The sequence below is a fragment of the Aeribacillus pallidus genome (assembly GCF_050478865.1).
Taxonomy (GTDB): Bacteria; Bacillota; Bacilli; order Bacillales; family JACDOC01; genus JACDOC01.
In genome coordinates, this window is the sequence record NZ_JBCNBW010000046.1 from 24876 (window position 1) to 44833 (window position 19958).

Annotated in this window: 13 protein-coding genes and 1 other annotated feature (1 of these 14 only partly in view); of the genes, 3 read left to right on the forward strand and 10 right to left on the reverse strand. The window is 38.5% G+C overall.

Going from position 1 to position 19958, the window contains the following annotated elements:
- Positions 1-39: 39 nt before the first annotated feature.
- Genes ABES52_RS11085 through ABES52_RS11110 form a run of 6 tightly spaced genes read right to left on the reverse strand, consistent with a single transcriptional unit; the run spans position 40 to position 7381 of the window.
- Positions 40-1251, reverse strand: a complete 1212-nt coding sequence (locus ABES52_RS11085; RefSeq protein WP_429651215.1) for a type II secretion system F family protein — start codon at positions 1249-1251, stop codon at positions 40-42.
- Complete coding sequence (locus ABES52_RS11090) at positions 1251-2294, reverse strand: type IV pilus twitching motility protein PilT (RefSeq protein WP_429651216.1); 1044 nt, start codon at positions 2292-2294, stop codon at positions 1251-1253. Before ABES52_RS11090 ends, ABES52_RS11085 begins: the two co-directional genes overlap by 1 nt.
- A gap of 8 nt (positions 2295-2302) precedes the next feature.
- Positions 2303-3964 carry a GspE/PulE family protein gene (locus tag ABES52_RS11095; protein ID WP_429651217.1) on the reverse strand — a complete coding sequence of 554 codons (1662 nt, stop codon included), beginning with the start codon at positions 3962-3964 and terminating at the stop codon, positions 2303-2305.
- 19 nt (positions 3965-3983) lie between these two features.
- Positions 3984-5210, reverse strand: a complete 1227-nt coding sequence (locus ABES52_RS11100; protein WP_429651218.1) for a VanW family protein — start codon at positions 5208-5210, stop codon at positions 3984-3986.
- Positions 5211-5231: 21 nt separating this feature from the next.
- Positions 5232-5960 carry a PRC-barrel domain-containing protein gene (locus tag ABES52_RS11105; protein WP_429651219.1) on the reverse strand — a complete coding sequence of 243 codons (729 nt, stop codon included), beginning with the start codon at positions 5958-5960 and terminating at the stop codon, positions 5232-5234.
- A 26-nt stretch (positions 5961-5986) separates the two neighbouring features.
- The gene (locus ABES52_RS11110) at positions 5987-7381 is read right to left on the reverse strand and encodes a ring-infected erythrocyte surface antigen domain-containing protein (RefSeq protein WP_429651220.1); all 1395 of its coding nucleotides are present in this window, start codon (positions 7379-7381) and stop codon (positions 5987-5989) included.
- A 111-nt stretch (positions 7382-7492) separates the two neighbouring features.
- Between ABES52_RS11110 and ABES52_RS11115 the strand changes: the two genes are divergently transcribed.
- From ABES52_RS11115 to ABES52_RS11125, 3 genes are read left to right on the forward strand one after another with little or no spacing between them, the layout of a single operon-like run.
- A complete protein-coding gene (locus ABES52_RS11115) occupies positions 7493-7999 on the forward strand; it encodes a type IV pilus modification PilV family protein (RefSeq protein WP_429651221.1) in 507 nt (168 codons plus the stop codon).
- Positions 7941-8549 carry a prepilin-type N-terminal cleavage/methylation domain-containing protein gene (locus ABES52_RS11120; RefSeq protein WP_429651222.1) on the forward strand — a complete coding sequence of 203 codons (609 nt, stop codon included), beginning with the start codon at positions 7941-7943 and terminating at the stop codon, positions 8547-8549. The genes ABES52_RS11115 and ABES52_RS11120 overlap by 59 nt, the downstream gene beginning before the upstream one ends.
- Before the next feature lie 18 nt (positions 8550-8567).
- The gene (locus tag ABES52_RS11125; protein WP_429651223.1) at positions 8568-10445 is read left to right on the forward strand and encodes a hypothetical protein; all 1878 of its coding nucleotides are present in this window, start codon (positions 8568-8570) and stop codon (positions 10443-10445) included.
- Positions 10446-10485: 40 nt separating this feature from the next.
- Here ABES52_RS11125 and ABES52_RS11130 read toward each other — a convergent pair whose 3' ends face one another.
- The 4 genes from ABES52_RS11130 to ABES52_RS11145 all read right to left on the reverse strand — a co-directional run bounded on the left by ABES52_RS11130 (position 10486) and on the right by ABES52_RS11145 (position 19699).
- Positions 10486-13335, reverse strand: coding sequence for a hypothetical protein (locus ABES52_RS11130; protein WP_429651224.1), 2850 nt, complete (start codon positions 13333-13335; stop codon positions 10486-10488).
- A gap of 537 nt (positions 13336-13872) precedes the next feature.
- On the reverse strand, positions 13873-15576 hold the full coding sequence (locus ABES52_RS11135) for a sensor domain-containing diguanylate cyclase (RefSeq protein ID WP_429651225.1): 1704 nt from the start codon (positions 15574-15576) through the stop codon (positions 13873-13875).
- Between the two features lie 74 nt (positions 15577-15650).
- Positions 15651-16958 (reverse strand): bifunctional folylpolyglutamate synthase/dihydrofolate synthase, encoded by a 1308-nt coding sequence (locus ABES52_RS11140; protein ID WP_429651226.1) that lies wholly within the window; start codon positions 16956-16958, stop codon positions 15651-15653.
- 95 nt (positions 16959-17053) lie between these two features.
- The gene (locus ABES52_RS11145; protein WP_429651227.1) at positions 17054-19699 is read right to left on the reverse strand and encodes a valine--tRNA ligase; all 2646 of its coding nucleotides are present in this window, start codon (positions 19697-19699) and stop codon (positions 17054-17056) included.
- Between the two features lie 47 nt (positions 19700-19746).
- Positions 19747-19958, reverse strand: a binding site (T-box leader); it runs 25 nt beyond the window's last position.

Genomic DNA, 19958 nt, shown 5'->3' on the forward strand with positions numbered 1-19958 from the left:
GTACAATCTATTTTCAGCGGGGTAATTTTTGTCAAATTTTCAATAATATTGTATTTGATTAAACATTTCAAACATTGGGACCATGATAGCAGTCACGATTATCCCGACAAGTCCAGCTAACAGCACAATCATCAATGGCTCAATCAACGACTTTAACCGTTCGGCCGTATTTTCTACTTCTTTTTCATAAAAGTCGGCCACTTTATCGAGCATTAAATCGAGCGATCCCGTTTCTTCACCAATCGCAATCATATGTGTGACGAGTGGCGGGAACACCCAGTGGCGTTTCAACGGAACGGTTAATGAACTTCCTTGTTCTAACGATTTTCGTGCATCACGAATGACTTTGGCGATGACTTCGTTTCCGACCACTTTTTCAACCATCGTTAACGCTTGTAAAATGGGAACCGAACTTGTGACAAGCGAGCTTAACGTTCGAGTCATTCGGGCAATCGCTGCTTTTTGTAACATCCCACCAAACACAGGAATGCGCAGCAAGACATAATCTAGATACCTTCTCGTTCGATCAAACTTTTTTAAAACAGCAAAAACAATGGTAATAACTCCAACCGTAAGTAGTACCAAGTACCAATATGTTTGCATTATTTCACTGGACTTTAGAACAAATTTCGTAATGGCCGGTAATTCCCCGCCAAAATCTTCAAACATGGAGACAAACGTGGGAACAACCGAAACGAGAAGAAAGAGGACGACACCGATCGCTAGCGTTCCGACGATAATGGGATAAGCGAGTGCTGATTGCACTTTCTGTCGCATCTGATATTGCTTTTCGTAATGGTTCCCGAGTCGCTCCAGCGTATCATCAAGGTTACCAGACATTTCTCCAGCCTTAACCATGTTAATAAATAACGGTTCAAAAATCCGTTTTTGCTTCGCACACGCTTCGGACAATGGATGTCCTTGTCGAACGTCTTGCTCCATTTCAAGCAAAGCTTTTTTTAGCGCTTTACTTTCTGTTTGAGCGGCTAAAATGTTTGTCGCCTCAACGACGGTTACCCCTGCGCGCAGCAAAGTAGAAAATTGTCGCAAAAAGATGACGAAATGTTGGAGTTTTACCGGACTCCCAATCACAATTTCCTTCGTCCAAATATTTTCTGGAACTTCCGCTATTTCGGTAACGCGAATTTGTTGCTCTCTTAACTTTAATAACGCATCCCGTTTCGACGAGGCGACGATGACGCCTTTTTTCTTCCCACGTGGATCTCTTCCTTCATATTGATACCTTGGCATTACGACCCGTTAGCCTCCTGTAAATATGGTAAAGCGTCTTCTTTTGAAATGACTCCGGACTGATATAGCTCCCGAATATGCCCTTCCATCAATTGCATTCCTTGCGCTTTGGACGACTGCATAATGTTTTTAATTTGATGAATTTTTTCCGAGCGAATTAAGTTGGCAATGGCCGATGAATTAATTAAAACTTCGACCGCTGCTCGTCTTCCCTTTTTATCTGTCGTTGGAAATAATCGTTGTGAAATAATGGCTTTTAAAACAGAAGCCAGTTGGATTCGAATTTGCGACTGTTGCTGTGGTGGGAACACGTCAATAATACGGTCAATCGTCGACGGTGCGCTTGACGTATGGAGCGTACCTAAAACTAAATGCCCCGTTTCCGCTGCAGTAATAGCTGTTTGAATCGTCTCTAAATCGCGCATTTCGCCAACGAGAATCACATCTGGGTCTTGACGCAGGGCACTTCTTAAACCGTTGGCAAAATTTTTCGTATCAAAGCCGACTTCTCGTTGATCAATAATACAATTCCCATGTTTGTGTAAATATTCGATCGGGTCTTCTAATGTGATAATATGCTTTTTCATCGTTTGATTCATATAATCAATCATCGCTGCTAAGGTTGTTGATTTTCCGCTTCCGGTCGGTCCAGTCACGAGAACAAGCCCTTGGGGATATTCGGCGATTCGTTTAATTACATGTGGTAATTTTAACTCGTCAATGGAAGGAATCGTCGTTGGCACGACTCGAATGGCCATGGAAACACAGGAGCGCTGGTGAAACACATTCACACGAAAGCGTGATACTCCAGGAATACCGTACGAAAAGTCTAATTCTCCTTCCTCTTTAAACGTCTCCCACAAATGCTCAGGAATGATCGCTTTAGCCATTCCTTCTGTATCAGCCGGCGTCAACACTGTTCGTCCGTACCTTTTTAACTCCCCGTGAATTCGTAATACAGGAGCAGAACCGACTGTTAAATGGATGTCGGATGCTTGTAATTCAAACGCTGAACGAAGTAAATAATCAATTTTATCTTTCATACGCTCACCTACTCTATAACAGCTACACGCAATACTTCTTCTGTCGTGGTCAAACCTTGCTTCACTTTTAATAACCCATCATCTATTAAGAAAATCGTTTTGTTTTTAATGGCAATTTCGCGAAGTTTAGATAATGGTTCACCGTTCATAATGAGTTTTTTCATTTCTTCATTGACCATTAGTACTTCATGGATGGCAATTCGTCCCTTATACCCAGTCATATTACACGAAGCACAGCCTTTTCCACGGACGATCTTCGAAATGGAAATTCCTCGCCGTGCAAACATTTCTTTTTCCCGTTTGGAAGGAGGATGGACTTCGGCACAGTCACGACAAACTTTTCTAACTAAACGTTGGGCGATGATTCCACTAATGGACGTTGCGACGAGAAACGGCTCAACACCCATATCGATTAATCGGGTAATGGTGCTAATGGTGTCATTCGTATGGATCGTACTTAACACTAAATGACCTGTCAGCGACGCACGAATCGCGACTTCAACGGTTTCTTTATCCCGAATTTCTCCGACCATGATAATATTTGGGTCTTGACGTAAAATGGCACGTAATCCTTTCGCAAACGTTAACCCAACGTTCGGATTGACTTGTATTTGGTTGACCCCTTCTAATTGGTATTCGACAGGATCTTCAATAGTAATGATGTTTACCTCTTCATCGTTTAAATAATTTAACGCTGCATATAACGTCGATGATTTACCAGAACCTGTTGGTCCAGTAATTAAAATAATTCCGGTTGGTTTTTCGATTAACGTTTTAAATCGTTTTAAATTGAGTGAATTGAAACCAAGTTGTTCAATATCGTTTAAGGCACTGCTTAAATCAAGAATCCGCATCACCACTTTTTCGCCGAATACCGTTGGCAAAGTGGAAACACGTAAGTCCACCGGGCGAAATTCAATGTTTGTTTTAATGCGCCCATCTTGAGGAATCCGAAATTCCGTAATATCCATATTGGCCATAATTTTTATGCGGGCAACTAACATGCTTTGCATATGTTTCGGCAGAGTACGCTCTGTTCGTAAAATGCCATCGATTCGATAGCGAATGACCACTTTCGATTCTTGGGGATCGATATGAATGTCACTGGCTTTTTGAGCAATCGCATTCGACAATAATTGGTTCACGAGGCGAACGACCGGAGAATCTTGGTCTACGATCGCTTCTTCTTCAATTCCTTCTCCTTCCTTCGACGCATCAGGAATGTCGTCAAACACATCATCTACATCGTAATATTTATTAATGGTACGGAGGATATCGTCTTTTGTAGCAATCGCTGGTTGAATTTGAAAACCTGTTGATAAACGCAAATCTTCGATGGCATAAAAGTCCATCGGATCGGCCATGGCGACAAATAATTTGTCTTCTTCCTTTTTTAAAGGAATCATTAAATGGCGTTTCGCTGTTTCTTTGGGAATGAGGTTAAATAGCTTCGTATCAAACGGATATCGGTATAAACTCACATGGGGAATGCCTAATTGAAACTCCAACACTTCAATTAATTGTTGTTCTGTAATGTGCCCGCGCTGTAATAAAGCATCCCCTAATTTTTGATTAGGGCTTTTTTCTTTTAATGTTGCTTCAAGCTGTTCCTTTGTAATTAAACCGGATTCAACGAGTAAATCCCCTAAACGTTTCCGTGTTGTAACCATATGAATCCCCCGTTTATGGTTATTTAATAATGGTTTCCCCATTATCGTAGACCGATTCTAGCTCGTTTTTGTCGTTTTGTTCGCTCTCACTCGTCATAGAAGTGGTTTCACCGTCAATCGGATGAAGCTCGACCCGATGAATCGGTGGATAATAATCTTCCGATATCGTTTCTTCGGTAAGTAATTCCCCTTTTGAAGTATACGTTTGTCTTACGACTTTCGCGTATTCACCGTTTTTTCCTTTTTCAATTACTTTCACTTTGTTGTCTTCAACAAAAGGATGATAACGAACAATCGTCTTTGGGGTAAACGTCTGATAATCTTTTACTTTGATCTCATATTTATGAGAAAAAGGATATCCAGTTAGCACTAAATATAGGTTCCCTTGAACCATCGACCATTCAATAGAATAAGCCACATTATTTCCATTTAAAAAGGAAAAATCATACTGATCTTTTCCTTTTACGTATACGTCATAACCAATTTTGGCATATTCAGGTAACTGTTGGTGACGATTCCGTTCAATGATTTGAAAATTGGTCGGGAGAATTAATTCATACAAATACGTTCCTAGTACACATAAATCATTGTCAGAAAGATAGGAAATTCGTTCTTTTTCCATCCAATTTAATAGGGAAAAAATTTGATGTTCTTTTATTTCTATGGTCGGATGTTCTTCAACTAGTTGTTGCAAACCTTTCGTAATGAAAGAGGATGGAGCTAACACTTCGTTAAGCACCGTGATGTTTTGATCTTCCAATTGAAAATTAGTAAGATCAACATTTACGGTATGGTTTTTCCAATTAGCAGCCCACCCTTTAAGAAAAGACGTTAGTTTGGCTAAATCAATGTTTTCTTTCTTAATTGATAAGAAATTTTCAACTATCTTGTCTGCTAACTCTTTACTGTTTACGTTTATAATAGGGGAATTAAGTTCACCACTTTGTGAACGATTAACCGATTCTTCAACGTTGAGGTCAAAAAAAAGTTTTCCATCAATTTCTACTTGTTCATCCGACCAAGATAATTCAATATGAATCTCTCTTTCCTCCCACGATCGCCGTAATAGAAGGATGGCTTCGTTTTTCGTTTTCCCCGACACATCCACTGTAGCGATGTATGTGTTTTCAGCAAACACTTCACCATCTTCTGAGAAAAAAAAGGCGCTAATCCGGGAAGCAGCGTAAAAATAGAAGGTACAGATCACGATAGAAAGTAAAGTGATTAAAAAGGGTCTTGCATGCACCCTAACAGCGCCTCCTTAATGTTATTCTTTAATATTCATTGTGAGCTCGACCATCACTACTGGCCCAGCTGCTTGTGCCTGCTCTATTTGTTCTTTCGTTAGAACGGACCCTTTGGAAATTAACAGTTGGCCATTGGCATCATAAAGGTCTTTCGCTACCTCTTTTCCTATTAATAACTCAACTTGTTTTTTACGAATGTCTTCTAATGGATTTAGGTCTTGTGACTTACCAATGGATTCTTCGTGCACTTGAACTAACTGGTCAGCTGAATCAACAGCATGTTGGGAGGCTTCTTCAGAAACGATGATGATATCTTTTCCATATGTAGAAACGAAGGAAGCAGGTAAAATAGCCTCTCGTTCTCCCCATTTCATATCTAATCCAATAATTTCACCTGTTTCGTCATTGACAAAAAACTCAGTTACTTGTCCGAGAAGTTGTCCTTTTCGGGTCATCACTTTCGTATCAATGACGCGAATATTTTTATTCACTAGGTTGTTCGCAATCGGAATTTCATTCAAATCTATAATGGCACTTTCATTTTCCACCGTTACGGCATATTCTCCAATTCCAATCACTTTTTTAAAAGGAATCGCTTTGACACTGACTTGCCAATCTTGGTGTTCAACTGTTAAAAAATCAACCGATCCTTTTTCTGGATTCACAATAAGTGACTTCACCTTTCCTAATTCAGTTCCATCAGAAAGACAAATAATCGGTAATCCTTTGATTTCCACACTTTTCTTCATCCTACTTCACCACACCTATCTTATTGTCATTCAGTTAGTTGTTTTATCATTTGCAATTGTTTCATCAGTAACGGATATCCTTCATATCGGTTTTCAATCGATTGAATAAATGATTTTAATGCTTGTTTATTATCTGTTTCTACATAATGCTCCATTAATAGTTGAGCAAAAAGAAAATATTCATGGTCGTGTAACGAAGGATGTAAATGATGGCGAATCAATTGTTCGTATTCGATTGGAGATACAAAGTTTTTGGATAAAATTAATTGTTCGACCATTGTATGTAACAACTCTTTTTGAAGAGCGGTGCTACTGTTTTGTTCGTCCTCCAAACGTACCTCTTCTACGTTTTTATTTTTAATAGTTTCGTAGTTTTGGTTGATTTCATCTTTCGGTGTTTCTTGTAAACTAAGCTCTTCTTCTCCATCGTTTTCACTCGATATTGATTCATCAGACAACCACTCTGACATTTCGTGATTACGTTCGATAGAATCTTCTATCAGCTCAACATCTTGCTGTTCTGAGGATTCATCTAATTCTTGCTTTTGTATATCCTCTTCAAGTTCGTTATTTGGCATTCCGAATGAATCCGCCAATTCTTCAATATCCTCAGTTCTTTCTAGTTCGAGCACGTCAAATTGATTTTCATCAAGCTGTTCATTTTCATCAATCCTATCAATGATTGATTCATATTCTTCAGCAATCCATTTTTCGACATCGCTAAAATCATTGTCTTGTTCGCTGAAAAGTTCATCTTCACCTAATGGTTCAATGACATCGTCATTCTCCTCAGCAATCCATTGTTCCACACGGCTTACAACATCATCAACTTGTTCTTCAACTTCCTTTTTTTCAATCGGCTCAATCACATTGTTTTCTTCACGGACCAACCATTCTTCCATATTTGTTGATGTTTGAGTATCACTTTCGTCCTCTAATTGCACTTTTAAAACGTCCATGACATCCTCTTTTTTAATCAACTCATTCGATTCGTGGTCAAATGTCTCGTTTAAATCCGTACTGGATGACCCCGCTTTTTCTTCAACATGATTCGTTTCAAATTCAGATGTAGATGTCATTCCGTCTATTTCATTTTGGTCCTTACGTTCATTTTTTTCGACGTCCAAAACTTCTTCACCGGTCTCCCATATGTCTTCTTCTGTACTACTTGAAACGTGAGCAAATAAAAGAGGGGAGTACCTTTTCACTAAAAAATACGACGATAATAAAGCCAACATTGAAAGGAAGAGGAGTATTTGCCATGGCCCATAAACGGATTGGGCAAATATACCTAGAAGAGCGATCATACAAGAAACGCTAGCAATAATTGATTTTCCTTTATTAGAAAACGGTAAAGGTAATACAAATAAAATAATGACTAAAACGATCAGCGAAATGCCTATCCCAATAAATTGACCCATTTACTCACTCCCATCCGTTCAAACAAAAGTCCTAAAAATAGACAAAAGGTGCCATATTTTGACTACTAAATATTGTATAATAAAGTTACATATTTTGAAAGAAGGGATGAAATGAAAAAATCTATCATCAATCAAGATGGAATGACGTTATTAGAGCTTTTAGCCTCGGTAACGATTTTATCTATCATTCTTTTGTCCTTCTTAAAATTTTTTATCCAAGGCTACCATTTTACGAATCTTAATCAGAAAAAAACGGTCGGAGTGAATGTGGCTCGTAACGTTTTAATGTATATGGAAAAGGAAAGCTTTATTGCGATGCGGAACGAATTCGAAGGAGTAAATACGGGAGAGGTCAAACCTGAAAACCAATACTTACGAGTCGTCGTTTGCAATGATTCGTACAATTATTTTCGCCCAAATGAAACGATTCCAGCTTTTTGTCAACCGATCACGATTAATAATTTACCTTATGAAGTTTTCGTCTATTCAGAAAAAGCAGATCCGGAAGAAAATGTCAATTATTTTATCCCGATTACAGTGGAAGTGCGGTGGGAAATTAATGGAAATGAATTTCATACAGATGTGGACGGAACGATTCAAAGCGAAGATATCCGATAATCATGGAATGACCCTTCTGGAGTTGTTATTGACGATCACGATTATGATGATTTTACTCCCCGCCACTTACGGGATATTTGTGATGGGGTATAAAGTGTACGAAAAAATAAACTATGATTCTCAAATGCGCGAAGACGCTGACTACGTATCCACTATGATTATGAATACGCTCTACTCCGTTCCCTTTGATCGTGTCCAATTATGTAACGAGGGAGATACTTGTTTAGAAATTATTAATGACCAAGAAACGAGTGTCCAAAAGTACGAAAAAGAAAATAGTAAGTTTTATGATATAACAACTTCTGAAAAGGGAACTCCTGAAAGTGAAAAGATCGTGTTAACGACTTCCTCTGATGGCAATAAAAAAGTGTTTCATATCAATCATCATGAGTTAACGACTGTCTCTGATTTTACGAATTCATCGATTGGGTTAATCTGCTCCGAACAAGAACAAAACGGGTGCACAAGCGGCATTATTAAACTTCATTTTGAAGTAAGACACCCAAAAATGGAAGATGTTTTAATACTTGAAAGTCAGTTCGGCTTTTAGAAAGGAGGATAGAATCCCTTGAATGAACGTGGAAATACGCTCATTAATGTATTAGTGACGACCCTTGTTTTTACAGTGATCGGAATGTCGATCATCGCCTCTACCATTGGTGGAGCGAAACGAACCGAACTTCGGGAAAGTGAAATATCGGTAACTTTTGAAGCGATGAAAGCGGTGGATGAATTTGTTACGAACTTATCTATTCAATTAGATCAAATCGATATTTCCTTGATCCAAGCAAATGCCTTTTCGACTCAGATAAGCGAATGGATAAAGAATTTTATCGAGACGGCTAGCCAAGAGAAATCATTTATGGAGTGTATGTATGTAATCGATTTAAGCGGAGAAACTGCTACGTACGTCGGAGAAGAACCACCATCAGCATGTGGGGAAGAAAATTTAAACGCTCGTTCCACATTTCATATTGATTCAGATTTTACTAAAGTGTACGAGCTCGTCCTAGTCACTAAAAATCCGAATAACCATGAAGGAAATGTAAAAAAAACGATTCGAAAACGACTTTTTTTATCTCCTATTCCTAGCTTTTTAAAATATGCGGTAGGGACGAACAATGAGCTTTATTTAAATGGCTCCCCTCATATTGTCGGAAACATTTACTCTCCTAAACTAACGATTCAAGAGGATGCGAACTACTATTTGACCAATGGAATGAAAAAAGAAGTAAGCACCCCTTTCCCATCGGTGTATGGTGATATTTATACGAATTCGATTGATGTAGTCCAATCGTTAACGAAAGACCAATTTTATCAACAACAAATGCCTAAGATCAAACACGAAAGCCGTTTTGTTCCTATACAGTTTGATGAAACGATTAAACAACAAGGTGAAAAAATGTTGGAAGATGTCGGTATTACCTTTTCTATTACCGATGAAATAACATCTTCGTTACAAACAGCAATTGAACAACAGTTTGGACTGGAAGGTCTTTCGTGGAGTTCTGTCGCCGATATTTTTGGACTAGAAGAACCGACCGATCAATTTTTTCTTATCAATAGAGATGTCGCAGGTCCATTGAAAATCCCTGGTGATTTATACATTTCCTCAACTATAGAAAGCGTTTTGACATTTGATGATTTAATAGTAGATGGAGATGTATGGGTGATCGGTAATGGACCAATTAACTTTTCTAATATTATCTCTACAGGTAATGTTCATTTCATTAACGAAGGTGGTAAACTCAATATATTCGGAAACATCGTTTCTTCTGGCCAAATTCATATCGAAAGTAGAAACAATTTAACGATTGAAGGAAACCTTTTTGCAAGCGATGAAATTGCCTTCCGTCCATTAAATGGAGATATTCGTGTCAATGGAACGTTAGTCACTTTTGGAAATTTAGAAATCAAAGGAGACGCAAACGATCCATCCCAAGAAAATGACCAAATGATCGTCGATTCAGTTATGTACGTGAATGGTGAGACACAAATTTCAAATGTCAATATTTTAGGCTCTAACAACCAAGAAAAACAATTAATCTTACTTTCAAAAGATAAACTTACAATTACCCGTATTAATGAATTTACTAACTTTCAAAATAGCCAGGAACCAGAGTTGTATGATGGTATACCGTTAGATGACCAGATTAAACCGCTTAAAGCGTTCTTTTATACAGAGAATAAAGCCGAATTATATGGGGTTGGTTCATTATTTTACATTCACGGTGGCTTGTTTGCGAAAAATGTTTTAGAAATTAATGCAGTTAGAGGAGAAGTGGACGATATCACTAATGTTCAAACGATGACCATTAGTCAGCAAAACAACCGCTTATCTCGGTTTAATGTGATTTATAACAAAGATGTGTTGTTACAACGAATTGATGCCTTACCACAAGTGAAGCATGTAAGTTTATTCGCAGATGAAGTTTTTATCGAATAATAAAAGGCTAATGCCTGCATCTCGGCATTAGCCTTTTTCCTTACCATTTTCCTTCGGTAGATGAATCGTTACCCCCACTTGAATCGTGTGGAATCACTTCAAATAGGGCCGACGCTTGTAGACCTTCTTTTGTTTCGACTGTTACGGTCGCGTACCCTATATCTACTCCTTCGACAAACCATTGCTCTCCATCTTGGTATACGTTTATTATTGCCGGTGAAGTAATGACGTTTGTAATCTGTTTATTTGTTGAATTTGATGGTGACCATTTTAGTTCTCCTGTCAAGTTCATTTTGTTACCTTTTTTCAACGTATACTTGCCTTTTTTAAATTGAACTGACTCTAAAGGGATTATAGGGTCCTTTACATAAATGGGAACCATTATTTGAATGTCTTCTCTTTCTTTTGAAGAAACAATCAATGTGGTTTCTCCTTCTGATAAGCCAACAATACGACCATTTTCATTTTGATAAATTGCAATATCTGAGTTAACTACATGAATATTTAAATCGTTCCATTTAGCTTCGTATGGAGAAGTTTGAATATGAAGCTCCACCGATGTCCCCACATCCAGTTCAATCGGGTTCGGTTGCACTTCTATTGATTGAATTTTCGACTTACGAATCGTTTTCGTGACTGTTTTCTCTCCACCTAATACAAATCCACTTGACGCTTTTACAGACACTTGAATCGTTCCATAGAATGATTTAGGTATAGAGATAATATCCTCTGGTTGCAATTCTGTCCAATCAATCAAACCGTTATCAGCAATGATTCGGAACATATAGGAAGTATCGTCACCAGCCACTTCTTCGGTTAATTTAAAGTATGCTTCGCCATCTACCCATCCGTTTTCATTAATCGGTTCGCTCGTCGATGAATCAAAAATATCAAAATCATGTACAAATCGCCATTGGTCAACCGAATCATCGAAGTAAATGACTTCTAAACCGACTCCCCCTTGTGAAAATTTTAACCCTTTCACCGGCTTAGTCACCCGTTTACCTTCAGCTAAAATCAATCCTTCAAGTCCGTCTACTTTGCGAACATTTCCTAAATGATCTCCTACGTAAAATACAGAGCTGGCAAACTCATCTAATCGAATTTTCATACTAATTTGTTGATTCGTCGTGTTTAAATGTAATGAAGAATAACCGAAGCGACTGTCATGATAGGTTAATGTTGCTCGTGGTAACGTCACATAACTCATCGCATAATCGACATGCAATACAACCTCAAATACAAGTTCATCGACGGAAAATGCGCCGTTTTCATATGTAATTGGGTGTGGAATGGTGATGACTAGTTGCTTCTCTCCATTAATCTCTGATAAGACTACTTCAGCTTGATGTAATATTTCGTTTCCTTTTAAAATTATTAGCTTATCCTCTTTTAAAACCATTCCCTGTGGAAGCGGCTGAACGATTTGGATGTTCGTAAGCTCACCCGTCATTTTCTTACTAATTACTCCTTCCGGTTCCAATGTATACCGAATTTTGAACGAGTTCGTATCAGAATGACTTGTTCCAAACTTTATTAATTGGTCAGGAGCATAGCTCGAGTTTTTTCGTACTTCTACAAAACTATGAAACGTTGGTGCCACCTCTTTTTTTACTGAAATCGTTACTGGTGGATGATCAACGACCACTCGTTTTCCTTCCAAGTCTGTGTAAACTAAATGTATACCTTCAAACGTAAAGTCTCCGATTTGTGTAAACTGAAGCGGTAAAGAAATTTGTTTCAACGATGGGAGGGGTGAACCGTTCACAGGAAAGTTAAATGTAAACGGAACATGAACAACGCCTCTTTCATCGATATATGCCCCATTTACTTCTTTCAATGAAGCGCCTTGATGTTGTAACTCAGCAAGTGGAATCGTTACCTCCCCGCTAATAGATGGAGAGTCAAATTGATTGGAAATTTCCTTAAACAAGGAAGACAAACTTTCTGGATTCGCTGAAATCGCATAGCCACCCGTTTCATTTGACATCTCTTCTAGTAATTGATAGTTTACATCCCCTTCTTCAGCAAAGGCAATACTATACATGGTAACATTATGTTGGGCTAGTTTTTTAGCGGTGTTTTTCGCTTCTTGTTCAATGATTTGTTTTGTCTCATTGAAATCCAGCCATTTCCATCCACGTATTGGATCCCACCGAGAAGCCGTGTTATCTGCATAAAGGTAATACTCTACTATTGTGGTTTCAGTAACCCACTCATATCTCTTATTGTTTCCATATCCAATCCGTTTTTCATAACTCACTTCTTCTTCACGATATAGCGTTGTCGGCTCTCCATCAGTTAGAAAAATAATGTATTTGCTTTTTTCAGAGTAAGGTTCAAACAAATTTAAGGCAGTGTGTAATGCTAGCGAATAGTTTGTTCCTCCGTAACTAACATCATCCAAATGCTTTAGCACAAGACTAATTAAATGCAAATCATTTGGATGATCTTTCGTGTTCGGATTCGGACGTATCTTTACACTTTTATTGTTTGTAATCTCACTGTTAAAAGGAACAAACCAAAACTGATCGTCTTCGATTCTATTTTTCTCAAAATATTCAAGTGCTTCCGCTAAGGCATATTTCGCGCTTTTATCTTTTCTCACCCCATGAAACTTGTATGCCATCGAACCTGACGTATCATGAACAAAAATCAGTTCAATAGGCTTTCGTTGTTCATTCGTTGCCATACCGACCGGTTGAATTTGGATATCAAGCCTTCCTTCAGCCACTCCATCTTCAGGAAGAACGATTTCATTAGAGGAAGGTTGAATCGTAAAGTGAACTCCAGGTGGTTGTGTAGTCGAGTGAACCTTACTTGTGGAATAACAACCGATGAACAATACACAAATGATGAACGATATGAGCCTGATCCTTTTCTTTTTCATTCTTCCCCCCACCTTATACGATAACAATCGTGGCGAAAAACCCACATAAGTAGTTATTTTGTCCCATTTATTCTAATCTTATTTTCTCATAAACTATTCCAATTTTCACTTAAAATTGTATTGTTAACATTAAATTGAAATAAAATTCTCTGAAAACGATAAAATAATTTTTCTTCTTTAACTACCAGAGTACTTTAGTGGAATTATATTAGGGATGGACCGATATAATCGAGTCTGTAATATAATGGTAATGGGGGGGTGATTGATAATGAAAAAGTATGTTACATGCATAAAAGATAATTCAATCTGGATTTATGTTGGTTTAGCTACTTCAACATTTATCCTGTTCCTAAAGTAAGTAATAGAAATATTCTTTCTTGATCTTTAAACAACTTTGGAGAGCGTTAGTTTAACAAGACATTCAAAAGGACTAAGAAAAATTGGTCCTTTTCTTTTGGTCAAATTTCCACACTAATGTTTAACAAAACCTAATTAAAAAACACAATTCACACGAAGGTGAATTGTGTCCTACCATTGTTATTTCACATAAGTAGCGACTTTGTTTCGACCGGCTTTTTTAGCTCCAATGTACATTGCACGGTCGGCGTGACGAATTAATGTTAAATAATCGCTTGCATCATCCGGTGCAGTGGCCAAACCAATGCTTGCAGTTATTCGTATAATGACTCGATTTCGTTCTTTCGATAAATTGTTATAGATGACAAATGGGGAATTCGCGATATGTTCCCGAACCTTTTCAGCCAAAGAGAGCGCTTCTTCTTTTTCTTTTTCCGGTAAATAGATGATAAATTCTTCACCACCATACCGAACGACTACTCCTTCATTACCGATGAGGTTGGTGAGTCGTTCAGCTAAAGTACATAATATTTCATTTCCAGCTTCATGACCATATGTATCATTGACAGCTTTAAAATGATCGATATCCAAAATGATTAACGACAACGAAGAACGTTTCCGATATTTCAGTTTCGTAAACTCATCATTTAGTAGACGTTCAAGATAACGATAGTTATATGCTTTCGTTAATGGACAAATTTCACTATCGCGCTTTGTATGTTCATAATGTCGAGCATTTTCAATGGCAACCGCCAAATAAGAACACAAGATGTCAGCAATCATAAGATGGTACTTACTGTAAGCTCGCTTTTTCGTTGAGGCTAGAAGCAAGACGCCAACGACTTTATTGGCTCGCATAATAGGAACGGATAACACACTTTCCACATGTTCAGGCATGTATCCTTGAACGACCTCTTTCCATTCTAAACGTGTAGAATAATTAACCGCTTTTTTTGTCGCCCAAACTTGTCCAACAATACCTTCATTTTGTTTTATCGGAGGGATATCGTTTGACTTTAATTCACCTTTTTCAACGCGGCGAATCACCACAAGTTCGTTTTGATTTACATCTAATATATATGCATATTCAACAGGGAGAGTTTGCGAAATTTTTTGAATAAAAATGTCAAGAACTTCGTTAACAAACAATTTTTCAGTTAACTGATGCCCAATATCAACTACTTGTTGCAATGATGCATTTAATTTTTCACTTGAATTGTAGAGTTTCAGGACTAAGGAAGCACTTAACATCGGAATACCTAAAAGTAACGTCGCTATCCATCCCATGGATTCAAACAAATAATAAAGGGACATACCTAATGGGACAATAATGGTGACAATTAACGCTTCCCAAAGGACATCTTCACTTATGAAACTTCTTTTAATCCCTAAAGCTCTAAAAAATAACGTTAAGAAGGAATGATTTAATAAAAAGTAAGATAATCCATAACAGACGATTAACAGAAATAGCTTCGTTATCGATATCGATTCTTCTGCCCCACCAAGCGCATAAAAGAGAAGACCGCTTAATAGAGAAGAAAAGAAAAACATAATGGAATTGATCGCGTATCGGTGTAATTCATTTATTCCAACTCGTAAGCGGAACATTAATAACAACACCGTTAATTGCATCATCACCATTTCAATAAATAGTCCGTATGACAAAAAAGCTGCCAACGTCACCCATTGAGCAAGAAATATCGGGGTTCCGTTAATAATAATTGGAAAAATAGCTGCTGTAGCTGAAAGTAAAAAGAGCGATACAGCATCTAACCAGTTATGAATCGTCGGGGGGAATAACAAAAACGTAATATACATCCCTACTGGTACCAGGATGACCCACATGACCAAAAAAATGCTGGCAACTTTCGGTTTAACGCCCAACGTATCCCCTCCCTTCCCCCAATTATCATCACATTTTTTAGAATATTTTATCAAAGGTAAAGATGTTTGTCATCTTACATCTTTACCCTCTGTAACAAATATGGTTTTAATTGGGAGATGAAATAAAGGGAACCGGTAATGATTAGGACATCATCTGACGTCATTTGAGATATTTTATCAGAAACATACTCTTTCCAATCCAATTCCACTCTTTTATTTACACATTTAGATACCTCTTGTAAACGAGTAGGGTCACATACCTTTCGTAATTCAAACGTCGTAAAAACAAGTTCAGTCGCGAACTCATCTAACTCCTTCACCATGTCCGACATTTTTTTATCTTCCAATATCGCACATAAAACAGTGATATTTTTCCCTTTATAACGTTGCTTCACCGTTTCTTTTAATGCTTTCATCCCTTCCGGATTGTGAGCCCCATCTAAAATAATCGCAGGCTCTTGTTGAATAACTTCAAATCGACCTGGCCAAAATGCCTTTTTTAGGCCGTTATAAAAATGTTCCTCTTCAATTAAAAAGGAATAGTACGTACGTAACAGCAATGCTGTCATTAAGGCAACAGCGGCATTTTGTTGTTGGTGTTTTCCTAGCATGCGGAGTTCAACGGATGGAAATGTCTTGAAGAGCGATTCAAACGTAAAATGTTCTCCATCCCATTCAGAGCTCGATTTCGTGATATGAAACTGTTTTCCTAATTCATAAATGGAAGCTTTCCGAGACTTAGCCGTTTCACGAATGATGTGAAGCGCTTCCAGTTGGTTTACAGCTGTAACAACTGGCACTCCGCTTTTTATAATTCCTGCTTTTTCAGCCGCTATTTGTTCGATGGTGTCGCCAAGTAATTGAACATGATCCATTCCTATAGTTGTGATTACTGTAACAATTGGATGGACAACATTCGTTGAATCAAGTCGCCCGCCAAGACCAACTTCCATCACAACAATATCTACTGGTCGAACTTTAGCAAAATAATAAAGGGCCATCGCCGTAATCACTTCAAATTCGGAAGGTCCCCCTAATTCGCTTTGTTCGAGTTGTTCGACTAACGGAACTAGCACATTTACAAGTTGAATAAGTTCCTCATCAGAAATCGGCTCTCCATTAATGCTAATGCGTTCATTAAACCGTTCCACATAAGGGGAAGTAAATGTTCCAACTTGATAGTCCGCTTCTTCTAAAATCGAGCGAATATAAGTCACCGTTGAGCCTTTACCATTGGTTCCTCCAACGTGGATTACTTTTAACAACCGCTCGGGATGACCTAACCGTTCCATTAACCAATGCATTCGGTCTAACCCTGGTTTTATTCCTAATGTTAAGCGACTATGAACCCATTGTCGAGCTTCTTCGTAAGTATGTACCATTAAGCATACCTCCAAACGGTCGATTGTTCTATTTCCTATTTTATAACAATCTAGAAGAAAACGAACCGGGAAACCGATTCGTTTTCTTCTCTGCTTTATTCTCCTTTTAGTTCTTTAATACGAGCTTCAACTGCTGCTTTCTTTTCTAAGTAATCTTTTTCTTTTGCTCGCTCTTCGGCTACAATTTTTTCCGGTGCTTTTTTCACGAAGTTTTCATTTGCTAATTTCTTTTGAACTCGTTCAACTTCTTTGTTCCATTTTTCAAGTTCTTTTTCTAGACGAGCAATTTCTTCTTCGATGTTTATAAGCCCTTCGAGTGGTAAGAACAATTCAGCGCCAGACACAACAGCCGTCATCGCTTTATCAGGTGCTTCAAGGGTAGTAGCGATTGTTAAATCACTCGGATTACAGAATCGCTCAATATACGCTTTATTTTTCTCAAGCTGACGTAATACGTGTTCATCTTTCGCCTTAATCATCAGTTGAATTGGTTTGCTCATCGGCGTATTTACTTCTGCACGAATGTTACGGACCGAGCGAATAATATCCACTAATAATTTCATTTCGTTTGCTGCATCTACGTTTGTAAGGCTTGGATCGACCTTAGGCCATGGCGCAACGGTAATGGACTCTCCTTGATGAGGTAAGTTTTGCCAAATTTCTTCTGTAATAAATGGCATAAATGGATGAAGCAGTCGCATCGTATGATCTAGGACAAAGGCTAAGACAGAGCGTGTAGTCTTTTTCGCTTCCTCATCATCTCCGTAAAGAGGAAGTTTCGCCATCTCAATGTACCAGTCACATAAATCGTCCCAAATGAAGTTGTATAGGGCACGGCCTACCTCACCGAACTCGTATTTTTCTGCTAGCTTTGTTACCGTTTCAATCGTTTCATTTAGGCGGGTTAAAATCCATTCATCTGCAACGGATTTTTTACCGGTTAAATCAATTTCATCGTACGTCAAGCCACCCATATTCATAAGTGCAAATCTAGACGCATTCCAAATTTTATTTGCAAAGTTCCATACCGCTTCCACTTTTTCCATGCTGAAACGTAAGTCTTGACCAGGCGAGCTACCTGTTGCTAAGAAGTAACGTAACGAGTCCGCACCGTATTGATCAATAACATCCATTGGGTCGACACCGTTACCTAATGACTTGCTCATTTTTCGTCCTTGCGCATCGCGGACAAGTCCATGGATTAGTACGTCTTTAAATGGACGTTGACCCGTAAATTCAATTCCTTGGAAAATCATCCGTGATACCCAGAAGAAAATAATGTCATACCCTGTGACTAAACAATTCGTTGGATAATACCGTTGATAATCGTCAGCAGATTCATCCGGCCAACCCATGGTCGAGAATGGCCAAAGGGCAGAACTAAACCACGTATCAAGAACGTCTGGGTCTTGTTGCCAATTTTCGATGTCTTTTGGTGGTTCATGATCGACATATACTTCACCCGTTTCTTTGTGATACCAAGCCGGGATACGATGCCCCCACCATAATTGTCGTGAAATACACCAGTCTCGAATATTTTCTAACCAATGTAAATATGTTTTCTCAAAGCGTTCTGGAACGAACTGTACTTTGTTTTCCGTTTTTTGAAGTTCAATTGCCGCTTCTGCTAACGGCTTCATCTTTACGAACCATTGAGTAGATAGGTAAGGTTCGACGACCGCACCGCTTCGTTCAGAGTGTCCGACTGAATGTAAATGTTCTTCGATTTTAAAGAGTACTCCTTGCTCTTGAAGATCTTTTACAATTTGTTTGCGGCACTCAAAACGGTCAAGTCCCTTATATGGCCCCGCTTCGTCATTCATCGTACCATCTTCGTTCATCACTAAAATACGAGGTAAATTGTGACGGTTACCAATTTCAAAGTCGTTCGGGTCATGGGCTGGTGTAATTTTTACTGCACCAGAACCGAATTCCATATCGACGTATTCGTCAGCAATAATCGGGATTTCACGACCAACAATTGGTAAAATAACCGTTTTGCCAATTAAATGTTTATAACGCTCGTCTTCAGGATGAACAGCGACAGCTGTGTCTCCGAGCATCGTTTCTGGACGAGTAGTTGCCACTTCAATATAACCTGAACCGTCAGCTAACGGATATTTCAAATGATAAAGGGAACCTTGTACGTCCTTGTAAATAACTTCAATGTCGGATAAAGCTGTTTTCGTTACTGGGTCCCAGTTAATAATGTATTCTCCACGGTAAATTAATCCTTTTTTATAAAGTGAAACGAACACTTCCCGAACCGCTTTTGAAAGTCCTTCATCTAACGTGAAACGTTCACGAGAGTAATCGAGGCCTAGTCCAAGTTTGGCCCATTGCTTACGAATATGGTCAGCGTACTCTTCTTTCCATTTCCACGTTTCTTCAACAAACTTCTCCCGTCCTAAATCGTAACGAGATTTTCCTTCGTTACGCAATTTTTCTTCTACTTTCGCTTGAGTAGCAATTCCTGCATGGTCCATTCCTGGAAGCCAGAGCACATCGTATCCTTGCATACGTTTCATGCGAGTAATAATATCTTGTAACGTCGTATCCCACGCATGACCTAAATGAAGTTTTCCAGTTACGTTCGGTGGTGGAATAACAATTGTATACGGTTCTTTATCCGGATCATCTTTTGCTTCAAAAAATTTGCCGTTTAACCACCATTCATAACGACCCTTTTCAATGGACTTCGGATCGTATTTCGTAGGCATCGAAATTTCTTTCGTTTCCATCAAACTCCTCCTTTAACTTTCTATGAAAATAAAAAAACTCCTTACGTCAAAAGGACGAAAGGAGAAGCTTCGCGGTACCACCTTTTTTCCAAGCAAACCTAGTCTTGCTTGGCACTTCATTACATAACGGCTACTCACCGGCTTCCATTACTAAACGTTGTTCGTCGTTCACAGAAGCAGCTCATGGGCGACCTTCCAATAGTTTAGCTTAGGAAATCTCTCAGCTACTGATTTCCCTCTCTGAAAGCCTTACCTATTG